Here is a 13,607-nt window from a genome sequence, read left to right as displayed (position 1 = left end):
GCCTTACAAGGCCATATCCGGCACCTTCTTCACCACGCCCGGGTTCGTCATGGTGCCGGTGGCCGGGATGACGCCGTCAAGGCTTGGCGGCGCGATGGCCAGTTGCAGCGTTTCGGCCGTGGTCGCCCATTCCTTTGCCAGAAGCTGCGGATTGTCATTGAGCTTCTTGCCGTAGCTGGGCACGATCTCGCGAATCTTCTGCTGCCAGGCCGGCGTTTTCATCTGCTCGGGGAACACGCGCTCGAGCAGCGACAGCATGATCGCCGGCGACGTCGAGCCACCCGGTGAAGCGCCCAACAGCGCAGATACCGAACGGTCGCCAGACACCACAACCTCGGTGCCAAGCTTCAGTACCCCGCCTTTCTGCGGGTCGTTCTTGATGATCTGCACGCGTTGTCCAGCCTCCCACAGACGCCAGTCCTCGTCCTTCGCCTCGGGCATGTAGTGGCGCAGCGCCGCCATCTTTTCTTCGCGGGACAGCGTCAATTGCTGCGCAAGGTACTTTACGAGTGCAAATTCGTGAGCGCCGACCTGCAACTGAGGAATGACGTTCGACGGGGTCGTCGCCTTGACCAGGTCGAAATACGAGCCGTTCTTGAGGAATTTGCTCGACCACGTGGCAAACGGCCCGAAGAGGATCACCTTCTTGCCATCGAGCACGCGGGTATCCAGATGGGGCACCGACATGGGGGGCGAACCGGTATCCGCCAGGCCATAGACCTTTGCCAGATGGCGCGAGGCAATCTCGGGCTTGTCCGTAACGAGGAATTCGCCGCCCACCGGGAAGCCGCCGTATTGCTCCGCCTCGGGGATACCGGACAGTTGCAGCAGCGGCAATGCCGCGCCGCCCGCGCCAATGAACACGTTTCGGGCATCTACCGTCTGAATCCGGGAGCCATCCTTCGTGTCGAACGCGGACACGCGCCAGGTGCCGTCCTCGTTGCGGGTAATGGAACGCACCTCGTAGCCGGTGGAGACTTTCACGCCTGCATGGCCGGTCAGGTGCTTGTAGAACTGACGCGTGATTTCGCCCAGATTCACGTCCGTACCGAGTGGCGAACGCGTGGCGGTGACCACCTCATCGGCCTTGCGGCCTTCCATCATGATGGGAATCCACTCCGCAATCTTCGCCGGGTCGGTGGTCATTTCCATGCCCGCGAACAGCGGCGAAGCCTTGAGCGCCTCGACGCGCTTACGCATGAACTCACGGTTTTCCTCTCCGAAGACCAGATTCATGTGCGGTGTCGAGTTGATGAACCCTCGCGGGTTGCCCAAAACACCCTTGCGCACCTGATGCGCCCAGAACTGGCGCGAGATCTGGAAGTTCTCGTTGATGTCGATGGCCTTGTCGATATGGATATTGCCCTTGTCGTCCATCGGCGTGTAGTTCAGCTCGCAGAGTGCCGAGTGTCCGGTGCCGGCGTTGTTCCAGCCGTTCGAGCTCTCTTCCGCGACCTTGTCCAGGCGCTCGAACACCTCGCACGTCCAGTCCGGCTGCAGCTCTTTCAGATAAACGCCGAGCGTGGCGCTCATGATGCCGCCGCCAATCAGCAGCACATCGACCTTGCGATCCGCCCTGGCAGCGCGGTACTGACTGCCGAAAAAGTACGAATAGCCGCCCCATGCGGCTGCAGCGCCGACAGCGGTTGCAATGAATTTACGACGGGTGAAAGGCTTGCCGCCGCGGCGTGCGGCGGTCTTCTTGTCCGATTGAGTCATGGGAGTCACTTCAAATTAGCGTGCAGCGTCGACAGACTGATCAAGCCGAGGCAATACCAACGTTGATTCAGACTGCGGGGGGCGCCGTCGTTTTCTGCGCGGCGGGTTGGAAGTGAACCCACATGCCGGCGATACAGGCGGCGATTCTAACGCACGTCGAGCGCCAATGTAGGGGAAAACCCTGATATATCAAGCAAGACTCGCTCGCCTGATATGCCGAATGAGGCTTCCAGCGACCCGGATTTGCCGTATCTGGACCGCGCACATTGGCCTTGACGGGTGCTTTGCCAGACGGCACAAAAAAACGGTTCATCGGAGAATTCCGGGGAAGGCAGCGCGGATTTTGAGGAAGAAGTATTCCTCGTCGCGGTAGCCGTAGGCGCGGCGCTTGATGACCTTGATGGTGTTGTCGATCCCCTCAACGACGCTGGTGTTCAAAGGATGCCGGCATCGGGCAATGATGCCGTGCCAGTAGCCACTAAGGCGTTGGGCGAACAGTTGGAGAGCAGGAATGCCGCTCTGGCGCGCCTGTTCACACCAGTTTACAGCGCCAGCGTACGGCTCTCCCCTTCAGGCCATACCACTCGATCCAGATTTGTAGCCATCCCAGCAGCCCAAGGCCTGCAGCGTCTTCCTATCCAACATCCCGTCCCTCAACGGCAGTCTTAACAGCCATTAGGATACGGAATGTGGCAATTCAGTCCCCGGAATTCTCCGATGAACCAAAAAAAATCCCACACCCGTCAGCACTAACGGAGTGTGGGCAGTTGGAGCTCCCCGTGTGTCGCGACGAGGTCAGAAGACGTGCTTGACACCTAGCATCGCGCCAAGCTGGGTGCCGCCCGCTACCGGGCTGGCACCGGTCGACGCGCTATCTACCGAGAGCGCGAGCTTGCCACCATTGTCGATGTAGCCGAATGTTGAGTACACCGAGGTCCGCTTCGAGAATGCGTAGCTGGCGCGTACGGCGCCGAGCCATGCGCGGTCGGAGCTGTGGCGGTAGTCAAGGTGGAACGCTTCGCCTGACAGCGTTACCTGTGGCGTGATGTCGTAGGCGACGCCTGCGTAGTACATGTTGCTGCGCGGCGTGGCCAGTGCCCCGTTGCGGCGCGCCAGCCAGCCGGCGCCGATCTTGGCGTGGCCTACGAGCGCATAGCCGCCCACCGTGGCACGGTCGTCCTTGAGCTCGCTTGATGTCAGGCCGGCGAACGCGCCAGGGCCGCCGCGCAGCGAGTCATAGGCAGCAAGCACGCCCCACCAGTTGGTCTCGTAGCCGAGCATGGCCGACCATTCGCGGCAGGTGGTCATGTTGCCGGCGGTTTCGCCCGCGCAGTTGGTGCCAGATGGGCTGGGTCCCGCATTGACCGAATCGCGGCCGAAGCTGTACGTCGCCCCGACCGTGAACCCGCCGAACTTGCCTTTGTAGGCGATGGCGTTGTCCGCGCGTGCGTTGGGCAGGTAATTGTCGAGCGAACTGGAACCATAGGCGTTGGGCCCGAGAATGTCGGTGTCGAGCATGGCCCAGAACAGCATCGTGTACTGCCGGCCCAGGCTGACCTGGCCCCAGTTGCCGCTCAGGCCCACCCACGCTTGCCGCCCGAACAAGCGGCCGCCCTGGTTGGTGACGCCGCTATCGGGAGCAAATCCGGATTCCAGCACGAAGTTGGCCTTCATGCCCCCGCCAAGGTCCTCGGTGCCGCGCAGGCCCCAGCGCGACGGCACGGTGCCGCTCAGGTTGGCCATCTTCACCACCGAATTCCCGGCGGTGCCGACGTGGTTCAGGTACTCGATGCCCGTGTCGATGACGCCGTAGAGCGTCACGGATTGAGCCTGCGCCAGGGCTGGCAGCCCGAGCGCGATCGAAAACGCCAGGTGGCGCAGTTTCATCGTTTTCTCCTCCGTTGATATTCTTGTTCGGTCTGTGCCGCGTGATTACGTCCGCCTACATGCCGCGCGCCTTCAGCCGCGCGTCCAGGCGCGTGTACACGCGACGTGCGTTGCCTTCGTAGATCAGGTGCCGTTCCTGGGCCGACAACGCAGCCTCGTCGATATAGCGGCGGGTGTCGTCGTAGTAGTGTCCGGTCTCGGGGTCGATGCCACGTACCGCGCCGATCATTTCCGAGGCAAACAGCACGTTTTCCACGGGAATTACGCGGGTCAGCAGGTCGATGCCGGGCTGGTGATAGACGCAGGTATCGAAGAACACGTTGTTCAGCAGATGCTCCTGCAACGGCGGCAGCTTCATTTCCTGTGCCAGGCCACGGAACCGGCCCCAGTGGTAAGGCACGGCGCCGCCGCCATGGGGAATCACGAACTTCAGCGTCGGAAAGCGCCGGAACAGGTCGCTGGTCAGCACCTGCATAAATGCTGTGGTGTCGGCGTTCAGGTAGTGAGCACCGGTGGTGTGGAAGCAGGCGTTGCAACTGGTGCTGACGTGGATCATCGCCGGCACGTCGAGCTCCACCATCTTTTCGTAGATCGGGAACCAGTACGGGTCGGACAGCGGCGGCGACGTCCAGTGGCCGCCAGAGGGATCGGGATTCAGGTTCACACCGACAAAGCCGTACTCGAGCACGCAGCGTTCCAGCTCGGCCACGCAACTCCGCGTATCCACGCCCGGCGTCTGGGGCAGCATGGCGGCACCCACGAAGTGATCGGGGAACAGTTCGCTGACGCGATGGCAAAGCGTGTTGCAAATCGCAGCCCACGTGGCGCTGGTCTCGAAGTTGCCGATGTGGTGTGCCATGAAGGAGGCGCGCGGCGAGAAAATCGTCAGGTCGGCACCGCGCTCGCGCATCAGGCGCAACTGGTTGCCTTCGATGGCTTCTCGCAGTTCGTCGTCGCTGATGTGCAGGTCGCTGATGGACGGCGCCTGCTCTGGTGCGGTGAGCGCGGCAATCTGGCGCTTGCGCCAAGCTTCCAGTGCGTTCGGGGCGGTGGTGAAATGCCCGTGGCAATCAATGATCATAGACAGAGAGCTCAAAGTGGCCAGGCGCTGGCCGGAACCAGCACCTCGCCGCGCATGATTGGACGCGCCGTACGGATCAGCGCGCTGCGGAGTATCGTGCCGGGATCGGCGAGATCGGTTTCAAGTTCCACTGCGAAGTCGCCGGTGGGATGTTCGACGTTGATGGCGTGGACCGGTCCTGCGTCGACGACCGCCACGCCCTCTGCCACCGTGCCGGGAAGCACGCACGCCGTGCCCACCGTGATGGCAGCCAGTACGCCAATGGCGTCGTGACAGACGCGCGGGATGAAGCACCGCGTGGCAATGCTTCCGCCGGTGCGCGGCGCTGCGATCAGGCACATCTTGGGATAGTTTTTCTGCGCCACATTGCCCAGACCCATCATCTCGCCGGCAACCAGCCGCAAGGCTTCGATGCGCTGCTTGAGCGGGGTGTCGGCATTCAGATCTGCGACGGATTCTTTGGCCGTGCGATCCAGATCTGCCGCGCGCATCAGCACCATGGGCATGCCGTTGTCGATCAGCGTGGCTTCGATGGCGAGAGGCTGCCCGGTGACGGGGTCGATGATCGTCAGGCGGTCGACAGCGTTGCCTGTCGGCAGGAGCGCATGGCACACCGAGCCGGCCGTGTCGAGAAAGTTGATCACGATGGGCGATGCAGTGCCCGGCACGCCATCAATGCGAGCATCGCCATGGAAGCGCGGCACTCCTTGCGGAGTCTGCATCGTGACGTCGCACAGCATGCCCGTGTTGCGTGTCAGCACGCGGGCACGGGTGAAATCTCCCTGCGGTGCCACCAGCCCGCGCTCGATGGCGTACGGCAGTACCGCGGCCAGCATGTTGCCGCAGTTTGGCGTAGTGTCCACGGTGTCCGCATTGGGTTGCAATTGCGCGAACGTGAAGTCGAGATCGGCCTGCCCCGGCGTGCCGGGCGCCACAATGCCGACTTTGCTGGTTAGCGGGTGCGCGCCGCCCAGTCCGTCAATCTGGCGCGGGTCGGGGCTGCCCATGGCCGCCAGCAGCACGCGGTCGCGTGCGGCAGTGTCCGCGGGAAGGTCGCTGGCCAGGAAGAACGGTCCGCGCGACGTACCGCCCCGCATCAGGGTGCAAGGAATGCCGCGCAGATCAGAGTCAAGGCATGGCGTCATGGCGGGTTTAGCGTGGGCAGGCTCGGCATTTGTCGGGTGCCCGCAGTATCCGCGCCCGGTACAAGTCCTTGGTTGCGATCTCGCACGACAATTGTTCTAATCTGCTTATCGCCCGTAGGCGCGCTGCCCAGACCGACACGACAATAGCGATATGGAGACCGTCAGCCTGCATCACCTGCACGTATTTGCCGGCGTGGCCGCGGCCGGGGGCGTGCGTCGGTCGTCCGAAACGCTGCACCGCGCTTCGTCGGCCATTGCGCGCTCGGTGGCGGCGCTGGAACAGACGCTCGGTGTGGCGTTGTTCGAACGCAAGGGGCGCGGCATGCTGCTGACGCGTGCTGGCGAACTCGTGCTGGAGCGAGCCCGCCACATCGAGGCGGCGTTGCGCGAGGTGCGCGACGAAGCGGTGCGCCTGCGCACCCGGCCCGGCGTCACCGTAGCCAGCCTCGAAGCCCTGCACAACGAGCGCCGCCTGGAGGTGGCCGTGATGCTGGCCGAGGTACACCATATGCCCAGCGTGGCGGCGTCGGTGGGTGTATCGCAATCGGCGGTGAGCCAAGCCATCGCCCGGCTGGAGGATGCGTTGGGCCAGCCCGTCTTTACGCGGACGGCACGCGGCATGGTGCCCACCGATGCCGGTAGCCGGTGGGTAGTGCGCTTTGAGCGCGCGCTGGCCGAACTGCGCCACATCCGGGCCGATATTGCCGCGCTGCAAGGCGTGCTGGAAGGCGCCGTGACCATCGGCGCACTGCCGCTGGGCCGCACGCTGCTGATGCCCATGGCCATCGCCGATGTCCACCGCCGGCACCCGCGACTGCGTTTCCGCTCGCTGGAGAGCCCTTACGAGGAACTCACCGGGGGCCTGCTAAGCGGGCGCATCGATTTCATCCTGGGCGCATTGCGACCGCATCCTTCGCAAGGACTTGCCACGGAAGTCCTGTTCACCGACCGTATCGCGCTGATCGCGCGGGCTTCGCATCCGCTGGCCCACGGCAAGCGCATCACGCTTGCCGACCTGGAGCCCTATCCCTGGGTGCTGTCGCGCGCCGCATCGCCGTCGCGGCAGGCGTTGGATGGCGTATTCGCATCGCGCGGGCTGGCGCTGCCGCAACCGCTGGTGGAAACGGGTGACCTGGCTCTGGTGCGCGGCTTGCTGCTGCAGGGCGATCTGGTCACCGCACTGTCGGCGCACCAGTTGCACCACGAGATCGAGGCCGGCTGGCTGGTCGAACTGGACCTGCCGCTGTCCGACACCACTCGCAGTATCGGCATCACCACGCGCGCAGGGGCACGCCTCTCTCCGGGCGCCGATGCCCTGATCGCCGCGCTGCGGCAGGCCAGCCAATCCATGGAAACCCGGGGCCGATAAGTAAACGGCAACGCGGGCCGCCCCACAAAGCAATACTGCAGACCCGGCTCGAACGTAGACTGCCGTTGCCGTACACAGGGGGTGCGCGGCCATCCGCCCATGCGGCGATTAGCTTACCGATAACAAGATTCCGCCGTAGCACGCTCGGCGGGACTATGCCCGGAGACGGCACATGACCATCCAACGGCTCGATATCCGGGCCCATATCAACGAACGAAAGATGTCAGGCTACCAGTGGCTGCTGCTGGTACTGTGTTTCATGATCGTCGCCACCGATGGCATCGATGTCGCTATCATGGGCTTCCTGGCGCCGGGCATCACCAAGGAGTGGGGTGTTTCCAAGGCCGCCTTCGGCGTGGTGATGAGCGCCGCCCCGATTGGATTGGCCATCGGGGCGCTCTTGGTAGGGCCGATGTCCGACCGTTTCGGCCGCAAGAAGCTGTTGATCGGCTCGGTCTTCCTCTTCGGCGTCTTCAACCTGCTGTGCGCGTTCGCGGAGAACACCACGCAGTTGTCGCTGCTGCGCTTTCTGACCGGCCTGGGATTAGGTGCGGCAATGCCCAGCACCACCACGCTATTGTCGGAGTACGTACCGGAGCGTTCGCGAAGCATGCTGCTTGCCACGATGTTCACGGGCTTCAACCTCGGCTCGGCGTTGGTCGGCTTCGGTGCCGCCGCCATCCTGCCCGAGCACGGATGGCGCGCCGTGCTGATCGTCGGCGGAGCGATCCCTCTGGTCTGCCTGCCGCTGTACATCTTGCTGATTCCGGAATCGGCCCGCTTCCTGGTGGCGCGCAATGCTTCGCCCGAACGCATCGCTCGTACGCTGCGGCGCGTGGTGGGCAGCGAGATTGCCGCCGGCACGACCTTCACGATCAGCGAGCCGGCCGTGCCGGGCAAGCAGCCAGTGCGTACCCTGTTGTCCCCGGGCTATCGCGGCATGACGCTGGCGCTGTGGGTGACCTATTTCATGGGCCTGCTCGTGATTTACCTGCTCAGCGGCTGGCTGCCCACGCTGATCAAGGACGCCGGCCTGCCTATCGAACGCGCAGCCAACCTGACTGCACTGTTCCAGCTCGGCGGCACCGTTGGCGCGCTGGTGGTGGGATACTGCATGGACCGCTTTGCGCCGCATCGCGTAATCGGTGTGGCGTATGTGACGGGCGCGGTTTTTATCCTGCTGTTGGCTTCAGGCAGCGTGATGTCGTCGATGTTCGCGGCCTATGTGCTGTTGGCGGGCTTCTGCATGAGCGGTGCGCAGACCGGCCTGAACGCCTTCGCACCGCAGTGCTACCCGACGCTGGTGCGAGCCACCGGCGTGAGCTGGATGCTTGGCATCGGCCGATTCGGCAGCATCACGGGCTCGATGGCCGGTGGTCTTCTGCTTTCGATGGGCTGGAGCTTCAGCGCGGTGATCGCCATCCTGGCCATCCCCGCCACCGTGGCAGCGATTTCCATTGTTTCGACCAAGCGGGCACAGCTTCGCGCGGTCACAGCCTGACGTACTGACTTATGGCCACCATCATCGGCGCAATCGCCTCATCCCATACGCCCACCATCGGCTTCGCGCTGGACGCGGGCAAGCAGCAGGACCCCGCATGGGCCCCGATCTTCGCGGCCTACGCGCCGGTGAGCGAGTGGCTGCAACAAAAGAAGCCAGACGTGCTGCTGGTGATCTACAACGACCACGTCACGTCGTTCTTTTTCGATCACTACTCGGCCTTCGCACTGGGCATCGGCGAGAAATACGAGGCCGCTGACGAAGGGGGCGGCCCGCGCAACCTGCCGCCGGCATATGGGCACGTCGAACTGGCCCGGCACGTTGGCGCGTCTCTGGTGGCCGATGAGTTCGACATGTCATTCTTCCAGGACAAGCCGCTCGATCACGGCTGTTTTTCGCCGATGTCGGTGATGTTGCCGCACGATGGCGCATGGCCGGTGAAGATCCTGCCGCTGCAAGTGGGGGTGTTGCAGTTCCCGGCACCATCCGCGCGCCGCTGCTTCAAGCTTGGCCAGGCGATTCGCCGTGCCGTGGAAAGTTATCCCGAGGATCTCAAGGTAGCGATCGTTGCCACCGGCGGACTGTCTCACCAGGTGCATGGGGAGCGCGCGGGCTTCAACAACACGGCATGGGACCACGAATTCCTGGATCTGTTCGAGCGCGAGCCGCAAAAGTTGCTGGACATCACGCATGCCGAGTTCGCAAAGCGTGGCGGCTTTGAGAGCGCCGAGGTAGTGATGTGGATGGTCATGCGAGGCGCGATGGGCGACGTGCGCTGCCTGCATCGCGATTATTATCTGCCGTCGATGACCGGCATCGCCGTGGCGGTGTACGAGAACGTCGCCACTGAGGATGCTGACGTGGTGGCCACGCGCGCCGCCCATCAGCGGCAACATATCGGCCACCAACTCGAGGGGATCGAGGAACTCGAAGGCACGTACCCGTTCACGCTCGAACGCAGCGTGCGCGCGTATCGGATCAACCGCTATCTGCACCAGCTCATCGACCCGGACTTCCGCAAACGTTTCCGGAGCGATCCGGTTGCCACCTATGATGCGGCCGGCCTGACCGACGAAGAGCGCGACCTCATCACGCGGCGCGACTGGCGCGGCATGATTCACTACGGTGTGATCTTCTTCCTGCTGGAAAAGCTCGGTGCAGTGAGCGGGGTGTCCAACCTGCACATCTACGCGGCCATGCGCGGACAGTCGCTGGAAGAGTTTCAGAAGACGCGCAATGCGCCGGGCGCACTCTATTCCGTGGCTGGCGGAACAAGCAGCGGCACGCAGTGGACAAGCAGCAAGTCGTAACGGTCCAGGGGTGATCGAGCCAACGTCAAGGATCCTGGTCAAGCCGAGCGTGGCAGGATCGGCAGGTCGGAAGCGGGCCGCCTTTCAGAAATACCCCACGAACCGCTTCATGATCGGCGACAACGCTTCGGCGCGATGCGCCATCAGGATGCGGCTGGCGGCGTCCGGGCCGGCGATGGGCAAGTAGGCCACGCCCGGAATGCCCGTCCGAGCATAGATCTGCGGCAATACCGAAATCCCCGCGCCGCTGGCCACCAGGCCGATGATCGTGGTGGCCTCCCGCGCCTCCTGTGCGACGTTCGGCGCGAACCCCGCGCGGTTGCACAGCGTGGTAGCGTGATCGAACAGGCCGCAGCCCAGGCCGCGCGGGAACAGCAGGAAGCGTTCGCCAGACAGCGCGCCGATGTCGATCTCGTGCTGGCCCGACGCCAACGGATGAGCCACCGGCACCACCGCCACCAGCCGGTCAGCCAGTACCTCGCGCACGGCAATGCTGGCCGGCGGCCGGAATTGCGGCGATGGGCGCAGGAACGCGATATCGATCTCGCCGTTCTCCAATTGCTGCAGTTGCTGTCCCGTGGACATGTGGACCAGTTCCAGCTTCGCATTGCGATGCGCCTCTCGGAACGCATGCACGGCACGCGGAAAGATGTCCTGCATCGGCACCGACGCGGTGAACCCGACCCGAATCTCTCCGGCCTCGCCCGAAGCCACCTGCCTTACCACTTCGCGAGCTTGGTCGAGGTTTGCCAGCGCCGCGCGTGCCTTGTCCAGAAACAGCTCGCCAGCGGGTGTCAGGGCCACATGATGCCGCGACCGCTCCAGCAACGCACTGCCCAATTCTTCTTCCAGCGCCTTGATCTGCACACTGAGCGGAGGCTGGCTCACATGCAGTCGCCGTGCGGCTTCACTGAAGCTGAGTGCCTCGGCCACGGCCACGAAATAGCGAAGTTGGCGAAAGTCCATTGATAGGGTTTCGGAATAACAAGCAATCTGAAAACGTATTGGACAGTATCACGGGGGCCACCCAGAATGCGAGCACATCCTTAAAACATATGGAGACTTGCATGCTGCGCGGCCTCGTTCGTATTCGTAATCTGCAGGGCGGGAGCCGCCCGGTACTGGCATCGCTGATGGCCGCCACGGTGGCAGCCCTGTCCCTGGGCGCCACGGTGGCGCTGGCCGACAGCTATCCGGACAAGCCGATCCGCCTGGTGGTGCCGTACGCGGCCGGCGGCGCTGTCGACATCGTGGCCCGCTCGGTAGGCCAGCGCATGAGTCAACTGCTCAAGCAGCCGATCATCGTCGACAACCGGCCCGGCGCAAGCACCAATATCGGCATGGATTACGTCGCCAAGGCTCCGGCCGATGGCTACACGATCATGATGGCGTCGAACAGCCTGGCTACCAACGCGGCACTGTTCAACAAGCTCAGTTTCAATCCAACCACCGATTTCGCGCCCATCGCGCGCATCGGCGAAGCTTCGCTGGTGGTGGTGGTGCCGGCCAAGTCGCCCTTCAAGTCGTTGAAGGACCTGGTGGCACAGGCCAAGGCGCAGCCGGGCAAGCTCAACTACGCATCGGCCGGCAATGGCAGCTCGGGCCATCTGGCCGGCGAGATGCTCAAGGACACGGCCGGCATCGACGTGCTCCACGTGCCCTACAAAGGCGGCGCGCCCGCAATTACCGACCTGATCGGCGAGCGCATCACGTTCATGCCGATCAATCCGCTCGAAGTGGTTTCGCATATCAAGGCCGGCACGCTGCGTCCGCTGGCGGTGGCCAGTGCCCAGCATTCGGCGCAACTGCCGAACGTGCCGACGGCCAAGGAAGAGGGCCTGCCGAACTTCACCGCGTCGGTGTGGTGGGGCCTGGTGGCGCCGGCCAAGACGCCCGCGCCGGTCATCAAACAACTCAACACCGCCGCCAACACCGCGCTGGCCGACTCCGAGGTCAAGAAGCAACTGGGCCAGCTTGGCGTGACGATCGTAGCGGGCACGCCGGAACAGTTCGGCCAGTTCGTGAAGTCGGAAACCACGACGTGGAACAACGTGATCCGCAAGGCCGGCATCACCGCGGACTGACGTTCCTACAGTTACAGATTTAAGGAAGTTACGATGTCCCAACCCCAAGCAACCCAGCCGTCGATCCTGGTGGTGAGCGCCCATGCGGCCGACTTTGTCTGGCGTGCAGGTGGCGCGATCGCGCTGTACGCAGAGCGCGGCTACCACGTGCGCATCGTGTGCCTGTCGTTCGGCGAGCGTGGCGAATCGGCCAAGATGTGGCGCCAGCCGGGCATGACGATGGAGCGCGTCAAGGCTGCACGTCTCGAAGAGGCGCAGCGCGCCGCCGACATCCTGGGCGGCACGCTGGAATGCTTCGACCTGGGCGACTATCCGCTGCGCGTGCCCGACCAGGCGCTACTGCGCCTGGCCGACATCTACCGCGAGATCCGCCCGGAACTGGTGCTCAGCCATTCGCGGGAGGACATCTACAACTTCGACCATCCGCTGGCCACGCACGTGGCGCAGGAAGCGCGGGTCATCGCCCAGGCCCACGGCTACAAGCCCGAAGTGCCGGTGATTGGCGCGCCGCCGGTGTTCCTCTTCGAGCCGCATCAGCCCGAACAGTGCAACTGGAAGCCTGACGTGCTGCTGGACATTTCATCCGTCTGGGAGAAGAAGCAGCGGGCTTTCACGACCATGGCCGCGCAGGAGCATCTGTGGGAGTACTACACCCGCGTGGCGCTGCAGCGCGGCGCGCAGGCCACGCGCAATTCGGACCGCAAGATTCAATACGGCGAGGGCTATGCCCGCGTGTTTCCGCAAGTATCGGAGGTTCTGGCATGAGAAACGTTGCCTACCGCAACATCCTGCGCGCCGAGGCGCGCGACATCGATTCGCTGGGCAAGTCCGGCGTGGCGACAGTGCACGAGGCCCAGCGCCGCACTGGCCTGATGAAGCCGTACCTGCGCCCGATCCAGTCGGGCACGGCCATCGCCGGCAGCGCCGTCACGGCCCTGATGCATCCAGGCGACAACTGGATGATCCACGTGGCCGTGGAGATGATCCAGCCGGGCGACGTCCTGGTGGTGGCGCTGACCAGCGACTGCACCGACGGCGTGTTCGGCGACCTGCTGGCCACGTCGCTGAAGGCACGAGGCGCTCGGGGCCTGATCCTCGACGCGGGCTGCCGTGACGTATCGACGCTCAATGCGATGGGCTTTCCGGTGTGGTCCCGCGCGGTGTCGTCACAAGGCGCGGTCAAAGAAACCTTGGGCGCAGTCAATGTGCCGGTGGTATGCGCCGGTGCGCAGGTGCGCCCGGGCGACGTGATCGTGGCGGACGACGACGGCGTGGTCGTGGTGGCTCGTCCGCACGCCGCCGACATCGCCCGCAAGGCGGCCGAGCGCGAAGCCCTGGAGGCGGCCAAGCGGGACAAGCTGGCATCGGGCGTGCTGGGGGTGGACATGTACAACATGCGCCCCGGCCTGGCCGACAAGGGCCTGGTCTATTTGGACCAGACAGTCGACTGGTACAGCGGCGCCGACGAGGCGTGACGCACTGACACGCCGGCCTAGTCGGGACGCCGGCTT

The 13,607-nt window shown here is 64.1% G+C and carries 11 protein-coding genes and 1 pseudogene; 6 read left to right on the top strand and 6 right to left on the bottom strand.

Features of this window, described 5'->3' with window-relative positions; all coding sequences use genetic code 11:
- Positions 1–3: 3 nt before the first annotated feature.
- From mqo to AC3G88_RS13475, 5 genes and pseudogenes are all read right to left on the bottom strand, one after another.
- Complete coding sequence (gene mqo, locus AC3G88_RS13495; RefSeq protein ID WP_488772246.1) at positions 4–1,719, bottom strand: malate dehydrogenase (quinone); 1,716 nt, start codon at positions 1,717–1,719, stop codon at positions 4–6.
- Positions 1,720–2,028: 309 nt separating this feature from the next.
- Positions 2,029–2,259 (bottom strand): annotated as a pseudogene (locus AC3G88_RS13490) (transposase); the annotation flags it as partial.
- 255 nt (positions 2,260–2,514) lie between these two features.
- Positions 2,515–3,606: a porin gene (locus tag AC3G88_RS13485; protein WP_488772247.1), complete on the bottom strand. Its 1,092-nt coding sequence runs from the start codon at positions 3,604–3,606 to the stop codon at positions 2,515–2,517.
- A gap of 55 nt (positions 3,607–3,661) precedes the next feature.
- On the bottom strand, positions 3,662–4,687 hold the full coding sequence (locus AC3G88_RS13480) for an amidohydrolase family protein (RefSeq protein WP_488772248.1): 1,026 nt from the start codon (positions 4,685–4,687) through the stop codon (positions 3,662–3,664).
- 11 nt (positions 4,688–4,698) lie between these two features.
- Positions 4,699–5,832 carry a 4-oxalomesaconate tautomerase gene (locus tag AC3G88_RS13475; RefSeq protein ID WP_488772249.1) on the bottom strand — a complete coding sequence of 378 codons (1,134 nt, stop codon included), beginning with the start codon at positions 5,830–5,832 and terminating at the stop codon, positions 4,699–4,701.
- A 151-nt stretch (positions 5,833–5,983) separates the two neighbouring features.
- Between AC3G88_RS13475 and AC3G88_RS13470 the strand changes: the two genes are divergently transcribed.
- The 3 genes from AC3G88_RS13470 to AC3G88_RS13460 all read left to right on the top strand — a co-directional run bounded on the left by AC3G88_RS13470 (position 5,984) and on the right by AC3G88_RS13460 (position 10,012).
- Complete coding sequence (locus AC3G88_RS13470) at positions 5,984–7,201, top strand: LysR family transcriptional regulator (protein WP_488772250.1); 1,218 nt, start codon at positions 5,984–5,986, stop codon at positions 7,199–7,201.
- 172 nt (positions 7,202–7,373) lie between these two features.
- Positions 7,374–8,702: an MFS transporter gene (locus AC3G88_RS13465; protein ID WP_488772251.1), complete on the top strand. Its 1,329-nt coding sequence runs from the start codon at positions 7,374–7,376 to the stop codon at positions 8,700–8,702.
- Between the two features lie 11 nt (positions 8,703–8,713).
- Entirely contained in the window at positions 8,714–10,012 is a 1,299-nt protein-coding gene (locus AC3G88_RS13460) for a gallate dioxygenase (protein WP_488772252.1), read from the top strand.
- Positions 10,013–10,096: 84 nt separating this feature from the next.
- On the opposite strand, the gene AC3G88_RS13455 is transcribed toward AC3G88_RS13460, so the two are convergent.
- On the bottom strand, positions 10,097–10,978 hold the full coding sequence (locus AC3G88_RS13455) for a LysR substrate-binding domain-containing protein (protein WP_488772253.1): 882 nt from the start codon (positions 10,976–10,978) through the stop codon (positions 10,097–10,099).
- Positions 10,979–11,079: 101 nt separating this feature from the next.
- Between AC3G88_RS13455 and AC3G88_RS13450 the strand changes: the two genes are divergently transcribed.
- Genes AC3G88_RS13450 through AC3G88_RS13440 form a run of 3 tightly spaced genes read left to right on the top strand, consistent with a single transcriptional unit; the run spans position 11,080 to position 13,571 of the window.
- A complete protein-coding gene (locus AC3G88_RS13450) occupies positions 11,080–12,096 on the top strand; it encodes a Bug family tripartite tricarboxylate transporter substrate binding protein (protein WP_488772255.1) in 1,017 nt (338 codons plus the stop codon).
- 33 nt (positions 12,097–12,129) lie between these two features.
- Positions 12,130–12,861: a PIG-L deacetylase family protein gene (locus tag AC3G88_RS13445; RefSeq protein ID WP_488772256.1), complete on the top strand. Its 732-nt coding sequence runs from the start codon at positions 12,130–12,132 to the stop codon at positions 12,859–12,861.
- Positions 12,858–13,571 (top strand): 4-carboxy-4-hydroxy-2-oxoadipate aldolase/oxaloacetate decarboxylase, encoded by a 714-nt coding sequence (locus AC3G88_RS13440; RefSeq protein ID WP_488772257.1) that lies wholly within the window; start codon positions 12,858–12,860, stop codon positions 13,569–13,571. The genes AC3G88_RS13445 and AC3G88_RS13440 overlap by 4 nt, the downstream gene beginning before the upstream one ends.
- Positions 13,572–13,607 lie beyond the last annotated feature (36 nt).

The sequence above is a fragment of the Cupriavidus sp. 86D6 genome, assembly GCF_057815095.1.
This window is presented reverse-complemented; position numbering and strand designations above follow the sequence as displayed.